Origin of the sequence: Marivirga sp. (genome assembly GCF_051117495.1) — a bacterium.
Classification (GTDB): domain Bacteria; phylum Bacteroidota; class Bacteroidia; order Cytophagales; family Cyclobacteriaceae; genus Marivirga.
Window position 1 is genome coordinate 1 of sequence record NZ_JBNPEF010000009.1, and the last position, 21,564, is coordinate 21,564.

Consider the following 21,564-nt stretch of genomic DNA (forward strand, 5'->3'; position numbering starts at 1 on the left):
ATAAATTTTTATTAGAGCAGCCCCGAGAGGCCGCCCTAACCGAGCTGGATCAAGTCCGCTCTTGATTTGTTTTCCTAATAGTAAATTTAATAAAAAATTATTTGGTTCTCAACACAGAATCTCTGCGACTCCGCGAGACTTTTCAAGCGTCTTTATACGCCTACGTACAAGTTTTGCTATATAGTAGTAAAAATAAAAACCGCAAAATATAATTTAGAAATCAATCTGAATCTCGATACTCAATACTAGCTTCTTGATAATACTCTAATCTCTTCTAAAGCTTTTTGTCAGTGCCTTCTTCTTTCTTCTGATATTGGCCCTTAAAATCTCATCTAGCATTAAGCTGAGCAATAGGCAAAGGCCAATTATAAGCGGCACTAATATATTATCACCAAGGAAATCCAAAGCTAATGCAATACAGATAATCGCAATATTAGTGGCTATCATAATAAGAGTTGTACCCGAATGACTAAAACCCAAACGCATTAAGATATGATGTAAATGCGTTTTATCAGGTGAAAACGGGGACTTTTTTTTCATGGCCCTTGAGATAAATACCCTTAATGTATCGAAAAGCGGAATAATAATCACTGAAATCCCCACTGCAACCGAAGATTTCAGTTTAAATGGAGTTTCTTCCGGTAAATAGTGGTTATAATCAATAAACTTGATTGTAGCCACTGCTAAAGCAAAACCAATTAATAAAGCTCCCGTATCTCCCATAAAAATACGGGATGGTTCCCAGTTAAAATTCAAGAAAGCTATTAAAGCCCCTATGAAGGCAAAGCAAACCATGGAATAGTAGGTTTGCCCAACCAAAAAGAAATAGATGCCAAAAAAGAAAAAGGCTATGATTCCAATACTACTGGCCAGACCATCCAGACCATCTATTAGATTATAGGAATTGGTGATGACAATTAAAGTAAATAAGGAAAAAAAGAAACTTATGATATAAGGCAATTCCTCGATCATCAACAATCCATAGAATGAATTGAGTTTAATATCCATTAAGAAAATCACCATACAAGATGATAAAAGCTGTGCCGCTAATTTAACTGTTGGCCTTACAGGCACTAAATCATCCCTTAGGCCCACCACAAACATAATTCCCATTGCGCCATAGAAGAATTTAAAGCGCTGTAAACCTGGTAAAGGCATCCAAATTAAAAGCGCTATGATCATGCCCATGAAAATAGCTATGCCACCCATAGATGGAGTATCACCTGTGTGTATCTTCCTACCTCCTGGCTTATCCATGATATTACGCTTTTTGAAAAAGCCAATAACCAAGGGGGTAACCAAAAAGGTTAGAATAAATGAAGTAATTAAACTAGCTAGGGTTTGGGGCATGTTTAAAATTTGATAAATCTACAATTTTAGCTTGAGCCCAATCAATTTGGTCATCAGCCATTAACAAGTCAACAAATTTAAAGGGTTTTGGGGAATTATCTAATTTTTTGTTTGGGGGTTTTATAAGTAGTCTTAGTTTAAATAATTAAAAAGCTATTTTCCATTATTAGAGTTATACCAGTCTACCATTTTTTTCAAACCTTGATAATTGTCAAATTTAGGAGAGAAACCCGTTTCTAAAATCTTTTCTGCTTTATGATATGTTTCAGTAGCGAATTTATTTACCCTTGCAGAAGAGACCGGTAGGTTTTTACCAGTTACTTTAATAAGAATATCAAATGGAATAGCTCCGATTTGTAGCAAAGTTTTAGGCACACTAAAAGGTTTCTTTTTTCCTAAACATTCAGAAATATAATTAGCTGTTTCTTTTGAGGTCAACTGGGGGGAATCAGCATAATTGTAAAAATTGTAGCCAGTTCTATTCAATGTGTTTAATAAATGAATAGTCGCTTCAACTATATTTTCTACAAAGCATATTGATTTCACATTATCTCCTTTACCAACATTAAAAAACTTTCCTGAATCAATCTGCTTAATAAGATTATACATATTAGCAGTGTTACGTGGGCCATAAACTAAACAAGGTCTAATTACTATTGCTTGATTACCTTCCTTTTCTGACCAACTCTTTAATTTTGCTTCTCCAGCAAGCTTAGAGGCTCCATAATGATTTGAGGGTTCAGGAGCCCTTTCCTCAGTTGATGGCTCTTTATTATCTCCGTAAACAGCAACTGATGAGTAAAATACAATTTTCTTTATATCATTTTCTTCAGCTACTTTGCAAATGTTTTCTGTCCCAGTCTCATTAACCTCAAAGTATTCCTCTTTAGAAATCCCAAAATCATGGTGAGCTGCAGCCAAATGGATAATAGTATTTACATTATATTCTTTTACAACACTATTTAAGGCTTTAAAATCACAAACATCACCCTTGACGTATTTATTGTTAGTAGGATGGATTGGCTTTCGCAAATCGAAATTGATTATATTAACATTCAATTTTTCATTGAAATAAGAACCAATAAAGCCCGAACCTCCAGTAATAAGAATATTTTCCATGTTGTTCTATTTTTTTAATTCCTTAAATAATCTTGTATTTATCTTTTTTCTAGTTTTATCAAAAAACCAACCATACTTGTTAAAATAATAAATGACAGAATTAATGTGAATCAGCATAAGTTTACGGCTTCGAAATGACTCTTTATTATGTTCGTGAACAACCTCAACTTTTGGATAAAACAATGTTTTATATTTCATGTGAATTCTTCTTGATAAATCACCGTCCTCCAAATACATAAAAATATTTTCGTCAAATCCTCCAATCTCTTCTATAACTGAAGACCTTAAAAACATGAAACATCCTGAAAGATAAGGAATATTTGCTGCCCTGTTATAATTGAAAAACCTTAACTCGAAATTTTTCTTACTATCAGTATCAAAAGGTATTATAAATCTTGAAATTAAATCAATAGGTCTAGGTAAAGGCTTACACAAATATTGAATGGATCCATCTGGATATAATATTTTAGGCATTAACTGACCGACTGATTTTTCCCTTTCCATGAAATAAAAAATCTCTTTTAAAATAGAACCTTCGAAGTAAACATCTGGATTTAACACCAGATGATAATTAGATAATTGAGGAGACTTTAGGAGAATCTGATTATGAGCCTTCCCAAACCCTCGGTTCTCGTTATTAAAAATATATTCTATTCTGTCATCACTGCTAAAAAAATCTTTTAATTCGTCAGATGGAGAATTGTCAATTAGATATAACCTTACCGTTAAATCTGTATCTAAAAAACTCTCAACAGTTAATCGTAAAGTTTTTAGATCATTTTTATATAAAACAATAGAAGCAGTTATATCATATTTAATACCTGAAATCATCGTGCTTAATTTATGTAATTATAAGTTTGCATTAGTAGGTAAAACACTTGAATTTTTTATCATCAAAGAGTACTTCGACCACATTCAATTACATTGTTCAAGAATTCATATCTTAAAATAGAGGATAAAAAATCTTTTCCATCCTATTTACTTCTATCTATTAGAGACAAGTTTCACTACTGACCTGCTTTCTACATTAGAAATAATATTTTTCAAATTTAGGAATAATGTATAAGTAATTAATATCGACTGTAAATTAATTGTAAAAATACTTGTTTTATATACGTGTTTCGTAATTATCCCATAAAATAAATGAGTAGTAAAAAGCAAATGGAACAACACCTTTTAAAGAATTTAGAAGTAGATCAAAAGACATAAAAACTAAAGACCCAATTAAAAAGAAAAATAGCAAGCTATTTTTCAGTCTAATTGATTTATATATGGTTAGCCCTAATATAAATATAAATAAAACTAAAATAGGTAATCCAAAATTTAATCCTATATATAAAAATTGATTATGTGGATGCCCATATATTTTATTAGAGTTAAACTTATTAGTAAATAAATATTCTCTATAATAGTCTCCAAATTGCCCATACTCTATTCCCATCCATGGATTTTGCCAAATAAGTTCCAGACTTAATTTCCACAGATGATACCTTGTGAAATCTAAATTTTCAAGAATTAAATTATATAATAAAAGGTGAAATAAGGCTCCAATTAATAAGATTATTAATACTAATTGAATTTTGGAAAGACAGAAAATATTAATTTTGTACCTTTTGACAAGGATAAATAGAATTAATACACACGTCAGTAACAAAGAAACTCTAGATCCAATTATAATCATTAATAAAAAGTAAAAAAATATCCAAATCACCAAATTGAATTGTGAACTACTAATATTATATCTTTCGTATGAATTCCATATCATCAAAAGAAACCCAATAAAAAGAGTATAACTAAAAAAAGAAGGATGGATTGGATTATCAAGCCACCCAAAAATAGATTTTGATAAGTTTGATGAATTTTTGATGATGTCTATCAAACTTAGGTTTGTTTCCATTATTAATAAACCAATAGATAGGGAAATAATTAAAATAATTACTTTGGAAATATTTACAAATATCAGATTAATACGAAAAACATCGTATTTACAGAGCTTTAAATAATTGAAAATAAAAGGAAAAAGAATTAAAGAAAATTGATACTCCAATAACTTAAATAAAGTTAAATCAAACGATATAATTATATAACCAGCATACAATGTTAAAATCGATGAGATCACAAAATAATCTTTACTAACCGAAGCTTTTTTGCCATTTTGTGCAATATATATTAAGCAGACGATAATAAATGATATAATAGAGGCAATTACCAGAGGTCTATTAAAGAAAAGTGAAGTGAAAAAAAAGCTCGATATTAAAAGCCAATATAAATTTTCTGATGACCTTATCTGCTTAAAAACTATGATTAATATTAGGCCTATCATAATGAGATTTAAAAAAAGATTTTTAGTAATTCCTCCAAAGTACCAGTGTCTAATTTCTTCTAAAGGGGATAGAGTAATAAAGAAATCTGCAAATTCAACTGGAGCTGTAGGTATTACCCTTACCCCTGAGTTAAGTAATTCATATTTAATATCGTTTGATTCATCAACAAATTCTGAGATTTCACTTCCGTTTAGTTTAATGGTGTTTTCTTTTGCCTTTAGGGTAACTTCATTTATAGTTATCTCAGAATTAAATTTTTCAAATTCTGTGTCTATTCTTATATAATTTATATTATAAGGCTTTAATTCAAAGATAACTTTATACTTATTTTTTGCTAATAATTCAGAGTTTTTTCGAAGGAAAAGATCTCTTTTAAATAATTCTGAAGAAGAATAATAGAGCGAAAATTTTATAGGTTCATGTTCTGTATAATACGTAATTTCAACATTTACTAAATCATTGAAATTATTATTGATTACTTTGTCAATAAAAAGCCAAAGTACTAACGTACAAAAAAATAAGATTATTCCTTTTTTCAGAGTCATTGCTTAGAACTGAGTGAATTGATCTTATTAACTAAAATATCAATCCATTCATTTGTTAAGATAAATTTAGAAAATCTTTTTTCACTTAAAATTGAATGCGCTACCGAGAAATCTCTGTCAGACACTATTTTTTTTATTGAAACAAAAGCTGAATCTACATTATCAGGTTCGAAATAAACTCCAGCATTTCCACATATAGTCATAGCGTAGTCCAATTTAGGAACCAAAATGGGAAGTTTGAAAAACATTCCCTCAATAAGTCCATTGCCAAATGTTTCTTCAGAAGAAGGGAAAAAAAGTGCTGAAGACTTTTGATAATATTTAATCAATTCTGTTTGACTGACTTCTCCAATATTCATGATAATATTGTTGAAGGGTTCTTTTTCATAGGTTATTGTTATTTTGTTGTAAAGTTCTTTTTCGTAGCCTGAGAGATAAATCAGAGATTCTCCTCCTAAAGTAACTATTATTTTTATTTTAAGGGTCTTTAACTCCTCTGAATACTTATCTATTATATTATTTATAAACAGATGATTTTTATGGGGGTAGAATCTACTTGGATAAAACAAGTACTTATATCCTTCTTCGTATGATTTTTGATGTTCTTTTGGTCTTTCTTTATCCACAAATGATCTACTGAGTGGATTTGGTAGTTCTATTATTGGTGTTTTATTATTAAATGCCTGTTGAAAACTGTCCTTCATATATTGGCTTTGAACAATAACCAAGTCCGTTGTAGTTAAGGTTAATTTTAAAAGTAATCTTGTCGCTTGCTCCTTCATCCTTTGAAACAGGGGAAGATTCTTGGATAAATCTTTTTTTAGTAAATAAGGATGCCTTATTAGGATTATTTTTTTTCTAAAAAAAACAGGCGTTGGCATGTAATTGGCTATTGCTAAAACTGCTTTTGGATTATATGCAATAATCAATCCCGGAATAAGTAAAAAATCATAAATAATCCTCAAGACTAATCTTAAAAATCTATTTTTTGGATATGGAACTTTAACTATTGATAGCCCTTTTTTTTCAAGGTTATTAGTTTCTGAAAATCCAGAATGATCTGGCAATACTATTTTACAAGAAAGATCTTCCCTGCTTTCTAATTCTCTTAATAAATTATTTGTTTGCGAAGTTATTCCTGCGCTATTAATATTATGGGCAACTATAAAAATTTTCATATGTAATTTTTATTATTAATGGTTCCAAATATCAGGAAATACATGAAGTTATATGGCATCATAAAGCTTCCGTAAGTAAAAAGAATCAAGGTTAATAAAATTGGCAAAATGTACTTATACTTGTTTTTTTCTAACATTCCATCCATATATATTTTATATAACAATAGAAATAAAAAAATTATAGGCAAGCCAATTCTAGCAAGCCATCTTGTGACAAATGATTCAGAGCCTTCGAAATCAGTCTTCCCATACGCATCCTTTTGTTCGTAATCCTTTATATCATATGAACCAACTCCAAAAAGCAAATTCTCTTTATAGATATTGAAATGAACACCCCATAACCAAGCCCTATAATTTTCCTGCCCCTCTACTTCACTTATATTTGTAAATGTTGATTTTGCCAACAATGATTTAACAAATTTATTATCTGTTTTTTGAACTAACTGGATGAGGCTTGAACCACTGACAGTAAATAACGCCACGAAAACATATATTAAACCGAGAAGTAAATATGTTCGTCTTGCTTTGAACTTAACAAACTTGGAAAACAATTCAAAGGACGCAAAAACACTGAATAGTAATAATGTTGATCTAAGTCCACTAAACAACATAAAGTAAAAGCCTAAAAAATATAAGATAAATCTGCTTCTTTTAGAATTAAAGTAGTAGTTTAAAATGACAATAAATAAAGCGAAAAAACCAGATGCTGGAGTTCTTGGGAAAATTGATATCTTCCAATCAGGTTCTAAACCACCTACAGAATGGATAAAAGGAATATAGCCAAATCGGTTAATTTCTAAATGATATAAAACTATGCCAAATATTATTGACAAAATAAAAAGTGTATTAATTAGCCTGATGTTTATCCTTGAATTTGTTTCAAGAATACTTATAACTGGAATCACGAATAAACATAGATTATAAATTGTGGCTAAGTCAGCTCTCAAAATAGTAACTGGAGCAACACATACCAAAATCAGTATCAAAAACACACTTGATTTGCTAAACTGCCATTTCAAAACACTTTTTAGTGAAAAGACGATAAAAGCTAGAATAGGGAGAACCATGGCAAAATATAATACTGAAAATTTATCCCATTTACCACTTGAAATAAAAAATTCCAGTAAGACATAGTAAACAAAATAAATGTTTATTATTGAAAATCGAGGATTAATCTGACTGATTTTTATCATTTATTAAATATAATAATATATCTATTTTATTAGGATAACTCTTCAATAGTAAATTAAAAAGCAAGACTTTAATTAATTCAAGCGCCAAGGCATTTTATTTATTTTTATAGCAATCATCCAAGTAAGAAAGAATTTCAAGCTAAAGCTTATTAAAGTGGCTTGAGCAGCTCCAATTGCTCCGTTTAAAGAGATGAGAAAATAATTTAAGATAATATTTATTAAAGCTACTGACATTGATATTTTTAATAAAACTTTGTTTTTTGAAGCAACATAGTAAATAGGGGTTAATAATAAATATATACTGTTAAATGCGTAGGCGAAACTTGTAAAGTTAACAAAAGTACTTGCACTATGAAACTCTCCTCCTAACAATAATTTAATTAAAAAATCGGAAGATAGCGCCAAGGAGATTGCCAGCAGCATTATAAATGCAGAGTAAATGTAAAAATCCTTAACAAATCCAGAAGAAGACTCATGTGTGTTTAAATTTAATCTTTTATAAGCAGTCGAAATCCAAACTTTATTTATTGCAAGTCCCACAGTTGTGATTATCAATCCCCACTGGTAACCCACTGAATAAAGTCCAAGTGCCTTAGGACTTTCTAACCAGGATAAAAAAAATCTATCTGAAACAGCTATTATTACTGTATTTAACGCATGTGGGACTAGGGGTAATGAGAATTTATTAAGATAAGTAAATGACTCTTTGTTCAATTTAAATTCAAATAAATTTTTTGAATAGAAATATATAATTATAAAAGTCACCAAAAGAGCCCAGGCAATCAGTTTTGCATAAACTCTACCTTCCCAGCCTAACTCCAAAATTAATATAAAAACTAAAGTCAGAGAGAAGTCAATTATTACCAATATAATTTGTAAGAATACTAAGCTTTTAAACTTCTCCCTAATTTTAAAATGACTCATTCCGTAAACGAAAAACGTTTCCAGCAAACTAAAAGCACACCCTAAATAAACATATTTTGGGGGTATGGTAAAATCGACTTTTAGCACTTCTATAGTGAAAAAAATGATAGCGAACCATAGAATGCTAAGTACAAAAGATGTCAATAATGCAGTACTTCTTAGTAGTTTAAGTTTATGTTCAGAGAAATCAAAATATGATTTCTCTAAACAAATTGAGTAAGATAAATGTGTAATGGGTACTAGTACAACTGCAATTAATTGAAAAATAAATATGTAACCATAATCTTCAGGACTTAAAACTCTAGTCAAAAATGGTTGAAGTAGAAAAGGAAGACCTTGTGAAAATATATTTCCGAAAAGAAGTAAAAATGTGCTTTTAATATTCTTCATCTTAATAGGCATCTACTACCTCAATACCCAGTTTCCGATATTCGCTATAACTTGAAGGAATATCAACATTTATATCTATATAATATGAAATGAGAGGTATTTCATGGCCAAAAATCAGATTTAAATTAAATAACGCGGAACTAAAGAAAGTTGCTACGACTTGCGGAAAATCTTCGTTAATTAAATAAATTTCTATTGAATAATTAACATCCCTTATTTTGAGGCCTAATATCTCTTGAAGTGAAATAACTTTATTTTTATCTTCATGTCTATGGGGTATATAAACAACCTCTCCATTAAATCTTTTTTTTAAATCGGAAATCATTGCCTTTAACTTAAATACATACTCGTCAAAAGTAACAAAATTAGCTTCTACAAATTTCACCCCAAGAATAATGATTTCATCAGCTTTAGATTTCGCAGGAACACTCGATTTCAGTAAAGAATAATTATTTTTATCTATTACAATATTGGGGTTAGTATCCGAATTTACTGTATGAGAATATGCAGAAAACAATCTAAATTTTTTAAGTTGATTCACATTTAGACCAAAAGATTTATACAAAAAATACCTAATCCCAAACTTCTCTTTTATTCCCTTTTGAAGATTTTCTAATACCAGAATAGATGCATTTCCATCATCAAAAATACATAGCTCATCGAACCTTATTTTATTAACCACAGCTCTTATTTCATAAGCGTAATAATCTCCTATAAAAAGCTTATCATAAGTCTTTAACCTCAATGAATTTATTACTTCTTTTATCTTGAATAATAACTTGAACCTATTTTTAGAAGGAACATAAGAAAATATCATTTTGTTAGGCCATTCAAAATTCTTTAAAACATTAAATACTTGTTCTTTGTTATTTTTCCCATAAAAGTCCAAAATAATTAGCAAACTGGAATTTGCTTCAATTTTATAGAAATATCTTGCTTCAGTTGCATTTATTAGTTGTAAAGGTGAGGAAACAAAGAAAATATTCATCCGCTTAAAAATATTTAAATTAAATGCTAAGGTAATTTAGTTATTTCTGTATGTAATTTATCAATAAATCCTTTGATCTGTCTTTCAAAACCAAGGAACTTGATAAAATTCTCTTTCTTATCCTCTTTAATTATTTCAGAAATAATATTAACTGAATAGATATGCTTATTATTTACCTTATTTGGAAATATTTTTGAAGACAACTTATTTATAATACTAGATTGATTCATTACAGGGTTAAAACAAGGGTAAGAAGAATTGAGATTTATGCTTAATCCATAGTCATGACCTCTTCCATCCTGTTCTAATAAATACGATGGCTTTCTTCTTTTTAACATTGAAACATGTCCATGTACCCTAAAACCGACATGTAGATCGTATTCATCATAGAGATCCAAGCCCGACCCAACATTTTGATAAATCAAATGATGATTTATCTCATTTTTAACACAATAATTAACTACCTCTTTATTAATTCCGTGGATGTGAACGGAAATAGATGACCCTGGAAAAATATTTCTCAAATTCTTAATTAGGTGATCAAACCCTTTCATATAAAATTTAGAATAATGAGGATCTGAAATGACGATCTTTTTAATGTTGTTGTTAATTGAGAATTTTCTTTTTTCGAATCTACTGTCAAAAAATGCAACATCTCCCGTAAAAACGCAACCTTTTAAATCGTTGTCAAGACAAAATTGCTGAGTTAGAATTCCTCTAGTTGAGAAAAAAATAGCATTATCATACAATTTTTTGAGAAACAATGAAGAATCACTCTCTAATTTCAGAGGCCATTTCAACCTATTGGTGTTTAAACTGGTCCCAGCAGACAAAATGCCATACGGAATATTAGAGTCTATTATTTGATTAATGAAAGGATAAGTAATAGTATCCATGTTCTCTCTTATAGCTAGGCATGCGAAAATTACACATTCAGATTTTAAAACTTGGTCTTTAACGTTTTTCCAACTATCTGCTCGCCAAATTACATCGAATGTTATATTTTCCCCTTTTACCCGTTTTAAAATAGCCTTTGTTGCTTCCGTAATTAGGGCATCACCAATATTTTGCGTGCCTTCTGCTGGGAAAGTTGAAATAATTGTATACTTTTTCATATTAGAATTCAAACCTATTGCCTTTTTCAAAATTCTTAGATGCTTCTTTCCCAATAATGTCTTTGTAATGCTTAGGATGCATTCCAAATCCAGGGCGAATGCTTTTTACATTTTCTTCAGTAAATTTCTCCCCCTTCTTAATATCTTTTACTACATACAAAGAGCGAGAGAAATCTTTGCCTTTTTTCTGCTTTTCAGTCAGTGTATAATCTACTTTCCCAATAGCTTTTTCTGTTTCTCTAACAGCCTTCACCATTTCAGTAAATTCTTTTTCATCCATTGAAAAAGAAGCATCAGGTCCACCCACTGAATGATCTAAAATAAAATGTTTTTCTATTATTTTTGCACCAAAACAGGTCGCTACAATTGGTACTGTGTTCCCCAAAGTATGATCCGAAAGTCCTGAAATAACACCATATCGTTCTGCAAGATCTTTTACCATCACCATATTGGCTTCCTCTATTGGAGCTGGATAACTTGAGGTGCATTTAAGCATGGCAATATCCTCGTTCCCCATTCTTCTACAAGCGTCCAATGCCAATTCAATGTCTTCCATTTCAGCAATACCAGTAGATATAATAACTGGTCTACCCTTAGATGCAACATATTCTATTAAGGGAATATCTGTAATTTCAAAGGAAGCGATTTTATAGGCAGGCGTATTTAGACGTTCTAAAAAGTCTACTGAAGTTTTATCAAAAGGAGAAGAAAAACAAATAAGTCCTTCTTCTTCTGCTGCTTTAAATAATGCTTCATGCCATTCCCAAGGAGTAAAGGCTTCCTTATACAAATCATATAAGTTTTTACCTTCCCATATAGTTCCTTTTATAAGAAAATCATCTTTTCTCGAATCAATTGTTATAGTATCCGCAGTATAAGTTTGCAACTTAATACAATCCGCACCTGCCCTTTTAGCAGCCCTTATAGTTTCTAATGCAGTATCCAAGCTGCCATTATGATTAGCTGAAAGTTCCGCTATGATAAATACAGGCTGATTGTTTCCTATTTCTCTATTTTGAATTTTCACTTTAGTTTCTTTTCAAATTTTAATTCAGAATCACTCTCAGATGTGATTTTATACCCTAACTTTTCAAATATTTTAATGGAAGCAAGGTTTTCTTTCAATACATGGCCGTAAACAGAAGCCACACTAGCATTGCTGTTTATTAATTTAGCTACACCTTTTTCCATCAAAAAAGTTCCATACCCTTTCCCTACAAATTTAGGGTCTACCAAATAACTGATTTTAGCAGTCTGCTGGTCATTTTCTATATCAAAGCGGATAGAACCGGCCTGATGATAATTTTCTTCTAAAATGAAATATTTACAATCATCAGACTTCAACTTATTAGTAAACCATTCCGAATGGGCTTCTTTTGATATTTTATTTTGATTATAGGCATAAGCCCTAACTGTATTATCATTTGCCCATTGATAGGTGATGTCTAAGTCACACAATGTAGCTTCTCTCAGCAAAAGGTTATTTTTATACTTCGCATGAATTAACACATCAATATACTTCCCATCAAATAAACTATGCTCGCTTAGCTGAGCCTCCTTTCTAAACCCGCTCTTTTCAAGTGAAATGTAGAGCCTTGGTCTAAGGTCAAAAGCATAGGTGAAAATTTTATGTAATTTTAATTCCTCAAAAGCTACTTTTTCAATCAGGCTCAAATAGGTTATCCAATGAAATTCGAATTGCTCTTCTTCCAATGAGGTCTTCATTATAAAAGATATCTCAGCATTTTTGTCTATCCAGTTAATATGCACCAAGCCACCATATCCTATGCATTCTCCATCTTTCAAATACGAAAACAGTATTTGCTCTGGCTGTCCCTGTTTAAATAATTTGGCTACTACTTCATTAAAATAATTATCCTGTGCTTCTTTAGTGAGTGGTTTCTCCTGTCGAAGGTGGTAGATTTGCTCATTGCGCCATTGCATAATGGCATGGCGGTCTTCCATTCTTATGGGCACAATTGCATAGCCATCAGATTCAAATTTTTGCTGTGATAAAACCTTATAAGAGCTCATACTTCAATTCTGCCAATTTCCAATCTACCAGGTTGTCAATATCTTGCACTTCCGTTGCTTCTAAAACAATGCAAGAGGTGTTATCTCCAAATAATTTTTGCTCTTTTTTAAAGCTTTCAAGATTCAACCAGTACCACTGTCCTGCATCATGATAAACGGCTTCTAAATCCTGAGATCTTTTGTTTAAGTTCTCAGGCCAAACCATTTCAAATCCTTCATTGGAAGTCTTTTTAAGGCCTCTCCAAATAGGATAGGAAAATTCTACTGAGGGAAAAACTGTATTGAAATGCTCATTCTTCAATTTATCAAAACCCATTTTTAGTTTCTCTGCCTTAATCAAAGGAGCTGTGGGGTAGATGCAACATGCGTATTCAAACTCTTTCCCTTTATTCTTATATCCATCTAACACTTCCATCAGTACATTTGCAGTAGTAGCAAAATCATCAGCATTTTCAGTGGAGCGAAGAAAAGGTACGCGGGCACCGTACTTTTCAGCAATTTCACCTATTTCAGCATCATCAGTTGAAACCATCACTTCATCAAATAGACCCGATTGCAAAGCAGTTTCAATAGAATAAGCGATAATAGGCTTACCTAAAAATTCCTTGATATTTTTTCTGGGAATTCTTTTGCTTCCACCTCTTGCCGGTATGATGCATAAAGTGCTCATTTATAAAATTCAGTAATTTTATTTATTACAACACCCTGATCTTCATCAGACAAGGTCGGAAACATCGGCAAGCTGATGCAATGCTTATAATAAGTTTCTGCTTGAGGCATATCACCATCTTTCCACCCGAACTGTCTGTAATACGGCATTAAATGAGTAGGGATATAATGAATTTGTGCAAATATTTTATTCTCTCTCAAATGGTTGTAAAGTCCCAGTCTATCTTCCACTTCAATTACGTATAAATGATAGGCATGGCCTTCTTCTATGCCAGACTGACCTTTAATAAATTGTTTTCCTTTAAATGCTTCAAAATACTTTTTAGCAATTTCCCTTCTTCTTTCTAATCCTTCATCAGCTCGTTTTAACTGACTTAAGCCTAAAGCTGCCTGAAAATCTGTCAAACGATAATTGTAACCTAGTTCCTGCATTTCCATATACCACGCAGGATAAGCGACATCTCCCCCTGCAAAGTCAATAGAATTTTCATAAGAGCCTTCGTCTTTTGTAATCCCGTGAGTTCTGAGCTTTAACAATTTTTCATACAAATCAACATCATTAGTGGTGATCATTCCTCCCTCTCCAGCCGCAATATGTTTAACGGGATGAAATGAGAAAATGGCTAAATCAGCAAATTTACCATTGCCGCAGTTTTGCTTTTGTCCATGACTATCGGTAAAATACCCTCCTGGTGAGTGACATGAGTCTTCAATTATCCAAAGGTTGTATTCATCTGCCAATTTTCTAAAATCTTCCAAATCTACTGCTCTACCTGCAAAATCTACCGGAATGATTCCTTTAAAAGTCCCTTTTGGTGAAGCTTCGAGCAGCCCTCTTACTTTGTTTATATCCAGCAAATAGGTTTCGGGATCAATGTCAACGAAAACTACTTCACCACCACAATATCTGATACAATTGGCAGAGGCGGCAAAAGTAATTGGAGTGGTAATCACTTTATCGCCTTCTTTTACATTTAAAGCTAGGCAATTTAAATGTAGGGCTGCTGTTCCATTAGCAACGGCAACTGCATATTTAGATCCTACATATTGAGCGAAAGCACCTTCAAATTCCTTAATTTTAGGACCTTGGGTAAGATAATCCGATTGCAAGGTTTCCACTACTGCCTGAATATCAGTCTCTGTAATGTTTTGCTTTCCGTATGGAATTATTTGTTGGTTCATACTTCAAAAGAAGGGTCTACATGTTCTTTAATTAGGGTTCGTAAACTTTCAACAGTTTCCCACTCCGTGTTCTCTCCAGAATTATATTGAAAACCTTTTTCTACCTTTTCGGCATTAAATTGTTTAATATAATCTTCTAATTTCCATTTATGAGTTGCTGGTAAAATGGTGTAATATTTTCCCAAATCATAAGTGTAATATGAATCAGAAGATGTTATCATTTCTTCATGCACCTTTTCTCCAGGTCTGATCCCTACTTCTGGTTTATCGCATTCAGGCCCAATAGCTTCAGCAACATCAGTAATTTTATAAGAAGGGATTTTAGGGACGAATAATTCACCTCCCCAAGCATGTTCTAATGCATGCATTACCATATCTACTCCCCCTTGAAGGGAGATGTTAAAACGCGTCATGTCGGGATCTGTAATTGGTAATACTCCATCTTTCTTTTTGTTTAAAAAGAAGGGAATTACAGATCCATTAGATCCCATAACATTCCCATATCTAACTACAGAGAACTTAATAGGGTTATCTCCTTTAATATTGTTTGCAGCAATAAAAAGCTTATCAGAAGTTAATTTAGTAGCACCGTAAAGATTGATAGGTGCGCATGCTTTATCTGTTGATAGAGCTACCACTCGTTCCACTTTTGTGGCAAAACAAGCATCAATCACATTTTGTGCTCCATTCACATTGGTTTTGATACATTCATCGGGATTGTATTCTGCAATCGGTACATGCTTCATAGCAGCGGCATGTATCACATAATCAATACCTTGCATAGCCCTTCTTAATCTTTCTCCATCTCTTACATCCCCAATAAAAAATCTTATCTGAGGGAATTCATTATGAGGATATTCCTGAGCCATATGAAATTGCTTCTGCTCATCTCTCGAAAAAATAACTACCCTTTTTACATTAGGATAATTTTGAAAGATATGCTTTGTTAATGCTTTTCCTAGTGAGCCAGTTCCGCCCGTTATTAAGACTGCTTTATTATTCAACATTTTTATTTATTTCAAAGTGATGTAAATTTAAGTCTTTTTCTGATACAATTAAATCCTTCTTGTCTATTATCCAATCAATATTGAGGTCTTTATCATAATAAATAATTCCCCCTTCTGCTTCCTTATTATAATAGTTGTCACATTTGTAAAAAAAATCAGCTTCTTCACTCAAGACAACGAAACCATGTGCGAAGCCTCGAGGTACAAAAAATTGCTTCTTATTCTCAGCATTAAGTTTCACTGAAATGTGTTCACCATATGTATCGCTTTCTGGTCTAAGATCAACTGCCACATCAAGTACCTCTCCTTTAAGAACCCTTACTAACTTAGCCTGTGCATGTTCACCTTTTTGAAAATGAAGCCCTCGTAGAGTTCCATATTTGGAACTTGACTGATTGTCTTGTACAAAATCTATATCTAAACCAGTTTTTTCTTTAAATGTGATTTTATTAAAACTCTCATAAAAATAGCCTCTTTCATCTGCAAATACAGTTGGTTCGAGGATAAAACAATCCTTCAACTTAGTTTCTTCTACTTTCATAATTTGATAATATTATTCAAATATTCCCCATAACCACTTTTAACTAAAGGCTCTGCTAGTTTTTGTAATTGTGCCTTATTAATAAAGCCCATACGGAAAGCTACCTCTTCAATACAACCTATTTTCAAGCCTTGTCTCTCTTCAATTACTCTCACAAATTCAGATGCTTGCATTAAGGATGAAAAAGTACCCGTATCTAACCAAGCAGTTCCTCTGTTCAATACACTTACTTTTAGTTTTCCTTCCTCTAGGTATTTTTTATTCACATCCGTGATTTCCAGTTCACCTCTATGACTTGGTTTAATATTTTTAGCAATATCAATCACTCTATTGTCATAAAAATATATCCCTGGCACCGCAAAAGACGATTTTGGGTTTTCAGGCTTCTCTTCAATGGAAATAGCTTTGCCTTCCTCATTGAATTCTACTACTCCATAACGCTCAGGATCATGTACATGATAAGCATATACTATTCCACCTTCCGGCTTACTATTGGATTGCAATAAAGTGGACATGCCAGAGCCATAAAATATATTATCTCCTAAAATAAGTGCTACATCATCGTTCCCAACAAAATCTTCTCCTATTATAAAAGCTTGTGCTAAACCTTCTGGTTTTTCCTGAACGGCATACTCAAAATTACAACCTAATTGTGATCCATCGCCCAATAATTGTTTGAAAAGCCCAGTGTGTTCAGGAGTTGAGATAATTAATATATCTTTAATCCCAGCCAACATCAGTGTTGAAAGTGGATAATAAATCATGGGTTTATCATAAACCGGCATGAGTTGTTTGCTTAATGCAATTGTTAAGGGATGTAATCTTGTTCCAGATCCACCTGCTAATATTATTCCTTTCATGTGTATCTTATTAAATTTTTATTGCCATCCCGTTTTCCCGGGACAAGCTATGGAATTCGCTATAAATTTATTCATCCTTTGATTAAGTATAATAAGGATTCTAAATTTATGCTCATTTCATTTTTAATGTTTTTTAGATTTTAGAGCCTATTTCTAGTCTCTCTTTTCATACATTTCATCATAATATTGCTGGTAAGCGCCTGAAGTGACGTTCTTCAACCACTCTTCGTTTTCTAAGTACCAATCAATGGTTTTGGAGATACCTTCTTCAAACTGAAGACTTGGTTTCCAGCCCAGATCATTCATTATTTTATTAGCATCAATGGCATATCTCAAATCATGACCTGCTCGATCTTTAACATAGGTAATCAGCTTCTCGGAAGTTCCTTCTTCCCTGCCCAGCTTTTCATCCATTGTCTTACACATTACCTTTATCAGGTCTAGGTTTTTCCATTCATTAAAACCACCAATATTATAAGTCTCTTTATTTTTCCCTTTATGATAAACCAGATCAATGGCTGTAGCATGATCGATTACATAAAGCCAATCTCTTATATTCTCTCCTTTTCCATAAACGGGTAAAGGCTTATTATTTCTGATGTTATTGATGAAAAGCGGTATTAATTTTTCAGGAAACTGATTGGGTCCGTAATTATTAGAACAATTACTGATTACGATTGGTAATCCATAAGTATTAGCATAAGCCCTAACAAAATGATCGGAACCAGCTTTGGATGCTGAATATGGAGATTGCGGATCGTAAGAAGTTTCTTCTGTAAAAAATCCTCCATCATCAACAGAACCATATACTTCATCAGTGGAAACATGGTAAAAGCGCTTGCCTTCAAAATTATCTTTCCAACTTTCTTTTGCTGCATTCAGCAATATTACCGTTCCGAATATATTGGTTTTCAAAAATTCAAGTGGGTTGCTGATCGATCTGTCCACATGAGATTCTGCAGCTAGATGTATCACTCCATCGAAGTCGTATCTTTCAAAGAGATTAAAGATTAATGCTTCATCCGTTATATCTCCTTTTTCAAATATGTAGTTTGGATTACCTTCTATATCCTTAAGGTTTTCTAGGTTTCCTGCATAGGTTAATGAATCTAGATTAACAATTTTGTATTCAGGATAATGGTTCACAAATAATTGTACAACATGGGAGCCAATGAAGCCAGCTCCTCCGGTAATTAAGATAGTTTTGTGTTTCATACTAACAATTATCTTCCTATGCTAAAATAAGTGAGACCCAATTCCTTCATCTGCTCTAAATCATATAAATTTCTTCCGTCCAGAATCAAAGGGTCTTTTAATTCCTTTTTAATTTCATTGAAGTCAGGTGTTCTGAATACAGGCCATTCCGTCATAATCATCAAAGCATCTGCTCCTTTTAAAGCATCATTTGGATTATCGGCATAAGTGATTTTATCACCTATCTGATCTTTCACATTTTCCATAGCTTCAGGGTCGTAGGCTTGAACTTTGGCTCCTGCTTCTATCAAAGCGTCTATATTATACAAAGCTGGCGCTTCTCTTATATCATCTGTATTCGGTTTAAAAGCCAATCCCCACATCGCAATAGTCTTGCCTTTTAAATCATTTTTGAAATAACCATTTAAGTTATCCATCAAACGCGTTTTTTGGATAGTGTTCACATCCATTACCGCATTCAATATCTTGAAATCATAGTTAACATCCTTGGCGGATTTTGCCAAAGCCTGAACATCCTTTGGAAAACAGCTACCACCATATCCGATCCCTGCAAAAAGGAATCTTTTTCCAATTCTTGTATCAGTTCCGATTCCCTTACGCACCATATCTACATTTGCTCCCAGTTTTTCACATAGATTAGCGATCTCATTCATGAAAGTAATCTTGGTAGCTAAAAATGAATTGGCTGCGTACTTAGTCAACTCAGCTGACTTCTCATCCATAAAAATGACAGGATTTCCTTGACGTACCAAGGGAGCATATAATCTTTCCATGATTTTGGTTGCCTTAGGAGATTGGGTACCGATCACCACCCTATCAGGCTTCATGAAATCTTCCACTGCAACTCCTTCTCTCAAGAATTCTGGATTAGAGACTACATCAAAATCTACTTTGGCATTTTTTGAGATAGCGGCATGCACTTTATCTGCAGTTCCTACAGGGACAGTACTTTTATCAACCACTACAGCATAATTTTCCAATATGTGTCCTAGATCATCTGCTACCTTAAGAACAAATCTCAAATCTGCTGCACCATCTCCACCTGGAGGAGTCGGCAAAGCCAAGAAAATTACCTCGGCTCCCTTAATTCCTTCTTTAAGATTAGTGGTGAAATCCAGTCTATTTTGCTTTACATTTCTTTCAAAGATTACTTCAAGACCAGGCTCGTAAATAGTTACTTTTCCTGACTGCAATTTTTTAACTTTTACTTCATCTATATCCACACAAGTAACATGATTGCCGGTCTCCGCAAAACATGTTCCTGTTACTAATCCTACATAACCTGTACCTACTACTGCTATTTTCATTTACAATCTTTTATCTGCTTTACCTCTCTCAAAAAATCCTTTTATGTCATAACTGACTCCATTACTGTTTAAATGGTTGGATAAGTTGAAATCTTTAAATTCTTTATGTGAAACTGCTAAGACAATAGCGTTATAATCTGAGCCTGGGTTTTCAATTAAATCAACTCCGTACTCAAGTTTAACCTCTTCTTTATCTGCTTGTGGGTCGTAAGTTTCTACTACTATCCCGTAAGACTCAAGTTCTTTGATAACGTCAATTACTTTGCTGTTTCGGATATCGGGGCAATTTTCTTTAAAAGTAATGCCCATAACTAAAGCTTTTGAGCCTTTAATGACTGAGCCTTTTTGTGCCATCAATTTTACTACTGAACTGGCCACATGAGCACCCATATTGTCATTAATCCTTCTTCCTGATAAGATAACTTGTGGATGATATCCTAATGATTCTGCTTTGTGGGTTAAATAATAAGGATCAACTCCTATGCAATGTCCACCAACTAAGCCTGGTTTAAACGGTAAGAAATTCCATTTAGTACCGGCTGCTTCTAATACATCAGCAGTGTCAATACCCATTTTATCAAAAATCAAAGCCAACTCATTTACGAAAGCAATATTCAAATCTCGCTGTGAGTTCTCAATTACTTTTGCTGCTTCTGCTACTTTGATAGTGGCTGCTTTATGAGTGCCAGCGGTAATAATTTCTTTATATAATTGATCTACCTCTTCTGCAATTTCTGGTGTACTCCCTGAAGTTACTTTTTTAATAGTCGGTAATCGGTGCTCTTTATCTCCTGGATTAATTCTTTCCGGTGAATAACCACAAAAGAAATCCTGATTGAATTTTAAGCCACTTTCTTTTTCTAAAATGGGCACGCAATCATCTTCCGTACAACCTGGGTAAACCGTAGATTCATAAATTACAATATCTCCCTTTTTTAGGGTCTTGCCAACAGTGGCAGAAGCCATCTTCAAAGGAGTTAAATCTGGCTGCTTGTATTCATTTATAGGAGTAGGAACCGTAACTATGTAAATCTGAGCTTCTGTTAAATCATTTAGTTCAGAAGTATAAGATAATTGATTGGCTTCTTTTAACTCATTTGAATCTACTTCTAAAGTATGGTCAAATCCATTAGAAAGCTCACTAATTCGCTTTTGATTGATATCAAAGCCTATTGTAGGTCTTTTCTTTCCGAATTCTGCGGCCAGTGGTAAACCCACATAACCCAAACCAATTACTGCAATTTTTTTCATACTATAATCCAAATGAAATGCAAAATTAGTCATTTTTGATTACTTAGGAAGTGAATGTGCTTTTTATCTTGAATGTATTGGAAAAATGAAAGTTGGATTGGAAAAATGAAATGGGTTTTTACCACAGGGTTGCACTGAGGACAGGCGAAGGCTGATAAAATCACCACAAAGAATCAAAAGAAAACAAAAGCACAGCCAAAGGCTGTTGAAAAACTCTCGTATAATCTGTCCTGCACTTTAGTCGGGAAACGCCAACTTGCCTTTCGGTAAAAAGGCAGACAGAGCTTTCGCTAAGTAAACTTATTGTTAAATCCCTTGAAGTCCGGTCTATAGTACTTCGAGGACTTGATACAAAAGAAATCAGCCGGAAGC

The 21,564-nt window shown here is 32.7% G+C and carries 19 protein-coding genes; all 19 read right to left on the reverse strand.

Annotated elements, in window-relative coordinates; all coding sequences use genetic code 11:
- Positions 1–264: 264 nt before the first annotated feature.
- The 19 genes from ACFE0M_RS05735 to tviB all read right to left on the reverse strand — a co-directional run bounded on the left by ACFE0M_RS05735 (position 265) and on the right by tviB (position 21,225).
- Positions 265–1,350, reverse strand: coding sequence for a glycosyltransferase family 4 protein (locus tag ACFE0M_RS05735; protein WP_434544789.1), 1,086 nt, complete (start codon positions 1,348–1,350; stop codon positions 265–267).
- Between the two features lie 153 nt (positions 1,351–1,503).
- The gene (locus tag ACFE0M_RS05740; RefSeq protein WP_434544790.1) at positions 1,504–2,469 is read right to left on the reverse strand and encodes an NAD-dependent epimerase/dehydratase family protein; all 966 of its coding nucleotides are present in this window, start codon (positions 2,467–2,469) and stop codon (positions 1,504–1,506) included.
- A 6-nt stretch (positions 2,470–2,475) separates the two neighbouring features.
- The gene (locus tag ACFE0M_RS05745) at positions 2,476–3,300 is read right to left on the reverse strand and encodes a glycosyltransferase family 2 protein (RefSeq protein WP_434544791.1); all 825 of its coding nucleotides are present in this window, start codon (positions 3,298–3,300) and stop codon (positions 2,476–2,478) included.
- Positions 3,301–3,577: 277 nt separating this feature from the next.
- Positions 3,578–5,338 carry an O-antigen ligase family protein gene (locus ACFE0M_RS05750; RefSeq protein WP_434544792.1) on the reverse strand — a complete coding sequence of 587 codons (1,761 nt, stop codon included), beginning with the start codon at positions 5,336–5,338 and terminating at the stop codon, positions 3,578–3,580.
- Positions 5,335–6,516 carry a glycosyltransferase gene (locus ACFE0M_RS05755; RefSeq protein WP_434544793.1) on the reverse strand — a complete coding sequence of 394 codons (1,182 nt, stop codon included), beginning with the start codon at positions 6,514–6,516 and terminating at the stop codon, positions 5,335–5,337. Before ACFE0M_RS05755 ends, ACFE0M_RS05750 begins: the two co-directional genes overlap by 4 nt.
- A complete protein-coding gene (locus tag ACFE0M_RS05760) occupies positions 6,513–7,709 on the reverse strand; it encodes an O-antigen ligase family protein (RefSeq protein ID WP_434544794.1) in 1,197 nt (398 codons plus the stop codon). Before ACFE0M_RS05760 ends, ACFE0M_RS05755 begins: the two co-directional genes overlap by 4 nt.
- 72 nt (positions 7,710–7,781) lie before the next feature.
- The gene (locus ACFE0M_RS05765; protein WP_434544795.1) at positions 7,782–9,023 is read right to left on the reverse strand and encodes a lipopolysaccharide biosynthesis protein; all 1,242 of its coding nucleotides are present in this window, start codon (positions 9,021–9,023) and stop codon (positions 7,782–7,784) included.
- Between the two features lies 1 nt (position 9,024).
- Entirely contained in the window at positions 9,025–10,011 is a 987-nt protein-coding gene (locus ACFE0M_RS05770) for a glycosyltransferase family 52 (protein ID WP_434544796.1), read from the reverse strand.
- Between the two features lie 26 nt (positions 10,012–10,037).
- A complete protein-coding gene (locus tag ACFE0M_RS05775) occupies positions 10,038–11,126 on the reverse strand; it encodes a polysaccharide pyruvyl transferase family protein (protein WP_434544797.1) in 1,089 nt (362 codons plus the stop codon).
- 1 nt (position 11,127) lies between these two features.
- Positions 11,128–12,153, reverse strand: coding sequence for a pseudaminic acid synthase (gene pseI, locus ACFE0M_RS05780; protein ID WP_434544798.1), 1,026 nt, complete (start codon positions 12,151–12,153; stop codon positions 11,128–11,130).
- Positions 12,150–13,160, reverse strand: a complete 1,011-nt coding sequence (locus ACFE0M_RS05785; RefSeq protein WP_434544799.1) for a GNAT family N-acetyltransferase — start codon at positions 13,158–13,160, stop codon at positions 12,150–12,152. Before ACFE0M_RS05785 ends, pseI begins: the two co-directional genes overlap by 4 nt.
- Positions 13,147–13,830 (reverse strand): pseudaminic acid cytidylyltransferase, encoded by a 684-nt coding sequence (gene pseF / locus ACFE0M_RS05790; protein WP_434544800.1) that lies wholly within the window; start codon positions 13,828–13,830, stop codon positions 13,147–13,149. Before pseF ends, ACFE0M_RS05785 begins: the two co-directional genes overlap by 14 nt.
- Positions 13,827–15,011 carry a UDP-4-amino-4,6-dideoxy-N-acetyl-beta-L-altrosamine transaminase gene (pseC, locus tag ACFE0M_RS05795; protein ID WP_434544801.1) on the reverse strand — a complete coding sequence of 395 codons (1,185 nt, stop codon included), beginning with the start codon at positions 15,009–15,011 and terminating at the stop codon, positions 13,827–13,829. The genes pseF and pseC overlap by 4 nt, the downstream gene beginning before the upstream one ends.
- Positions 15,008–16,018, reverse strand: a complete 1,011-nt coding sequence (gene pseB, locus ACFE0M_RS05800; protein ID WP_434544802.1) for a UDP-N-acetylglucosamine 4,6-dehydratase (inverting) — start codon at positions 16,016–16,018, stop codon at positions 15,008–15,010. Before pseB ends, pseC begins: the two co-directional genes overlap by 4 nt.
- Positions 16,008–16,559: a dTDP-4-dehydrorhamnose 3,5-epimerase gene (rfbC, locus tag ACFE0M_RS05805; RefSeq protein WP_434544803.1), complete on the reverse strand. Its 552-nt coding sequence runs from the start codon at positions 16,557–16,559 to the stop codon at positions 16,008–16,010. Before rfbC ends, pseB begins: the two co-directional genes overlap by 11 nt.
- Entirely contained in the window at positions 16,556–17,419 is an 864-nt protein-coding gene (gene rfbA / locus ACFE0M_RS05810; RefSeq protein ID WP_434544804.1) for a glucose-1-phosphate thymidylyltransferase RfbA, read from the reverse strand. The genes rfbC and rfbA overlap by 4 nt, the downstream gene beginning before the upstream one ends.
- A gap of 153 nt (positions 17,420–17,572) precedes the next feature.
- Positions 17,573–18,634 carry a dTDP-glucose 4,6-dehydratase gene (gene rfbB, locus ACFE0M_RS05815; protein WP_434544805.1) on the reverse strand — a complete coding sequence of 354 codons (1,062 nt, stop codon included), beginning with the start codon at positions 18,632–18,634 and terminating at the stop codon, positions 17,573–17,575.
- Positions 18,635–18,642: 8 nt separating this feature from the next.
- Positions 18,643–19,941, reverse strand: coding sequence for a UDP-glucose dehydrogenase family protein (locus ACFE0M_RS05820; protein ID WP_434544806.1), 1,299 nt, complete (start codon positions 19,939–19,941; stop codon positions 18,643–18,645).
- Positions 19,942–21,225 carry a Vi polysaccharide biosynthesis UDP-N-acetylglucosamine C-6 dehydrogenase TviB gene (tviB, locus tag ACFE0M_RS05825; RefSeq protein WP_434544807.1) on the reverse strand — a complete coding sequence of 428 codons (1,284 nt, stop codon included), beginning with the start codon at positions 21,223–21,225 and terminating at the stop codon, positions 19,942–19,944.
- Positions 21,226–21,564: the final 339 nt, after the last annotated feature.

Excerpts from the sequence above, each read along its gene's own strand:
- rfbA (WP_434544804.1), bottom strand. The coding sequence starts at position 17,419 with ATGAAAGGAATAATATTAGCAGGTGGATCTGGAACAAGATTACATCCC.
- ACFE0M_RS05820 (WP_434544806.1), bottom strand. The coding sequence starts at position 19,941 with ATGAAAATAGCAGTAGTAGGTACAGGTTATGTAGGATTAGTAACAGGA.
- ACFE0M_RS05755 (WP_434544793.1), bottom strand. The coding sequence starts at position 6,516 with ATGAAAATTTTTATAGTTGCCCATAATATTAATAGCGCAGGAATAACT.
- ACFE0M_RS05740 (WP_434544790.1), bottom strand. The coding sequence starts at position 2,469 with ATGGAAAATATTCTTATTACTGGAGGTTCGGGCTTTATTGGTTCTTAT.
- rfbB (WP_434544805.1), bottom strand. The coding sequence starts at position 18,634 with ATGAAACACAAAACTATCTTAATTACCGGAGGAGCTGGCTTCATTGGC.
- ACFE0M_RS05745 (WP_434544791.1), bottom strand. The coding sequence starts at position 3,300 with ATGATTTCAGGTATTAAATATGATATAACTGCTTCTATTGTTTTATAT.
- pseF (WP_434544800.1), bottom strand. The coding sequence starts at position 13,830 with ATGAGCACTTTATGCATCATACCGGCAAGAGGTGGAAGCAAAAGAATT.
- tviB (WP_434544807.1), bottom strand. The coding sequence starts at position 21,225 with ATGACTAATTTTGCATTTCATTTGGATTATAGTATGAAAAAAATTGCA.
- ACFE0M_RS05785 (WP_434544799.1), bottom strand. The coding sequence starts at position 13,160 with ATGAGCTCTTATAAGGTTTTATCACAGCAAAAATTTGAATCTGATGGC.
- ACFE0M_RS05760 (WP_434544794.1), bottom strand. The coding sequence starts at position 7,709 with ATGATAAAAATCAGTCAGATTAATCCTCGATTTTCAATAATAAACATT.
- pseB (WP_434544802.1), bottom strand. The coding sequence starts at position 16,018 with ATGTTGAATAATAAAGCAGTCTTAATAACGGGCGGAACTGGCTCACTA.
- rfbC (WP_434544803.1), bottom strand. The coding sequence starts at position 16,559 with ATGAAAGTAGAAGAAACTAAGTTGAAGGATTGTTTTATCCTCGAACCA.
- ACFE0M_RS05770 (WP_434544796.1), bottom strand. The coding sequence starts at position 10,011 with ATGAATATTTTCTTTGTTTCCTCACCTTTACAACTAATAAATGCAACT.
- ACFE0M_RS05750 (WP_434544792.1), bottom strand. The coding sequence starts at position 5,338 with ATGACTCTGAAAAAAGGAATAATCTTATTTTTTTGTACGTTAGTACTT.
- ACFE0M_RS05735 (WP_434544789.1), bottom strand. The coding sequence starts at position 1,350 with ATGCCCCAAACCCTAGCTAGTTTAATTACTTCATTTATTCTAACCTTT.
- ACFE0M_RS05765 (WP_434544795.1), bottom strand. The coding sequence starts at position 9,023 with ATGAAGAATATTAAAAGCACATTTTTACTTCTTTTCGGAAATATATTT.
- ACFE0M_RS05775 (WP_434544797.1), bottom strand. The coding sequence starts at position 11,126 with ATGAAAAAGTATACAATTATTTCAACTTTCCCAGCAGAAGGCACGCAA.
- pseC (WP_434544801.1), bottom strand. The coding sequence starts at position 15,011 with ATGAACCAACAAATAATTCCATACGGAAAGCAAAACATTACAGAGACT.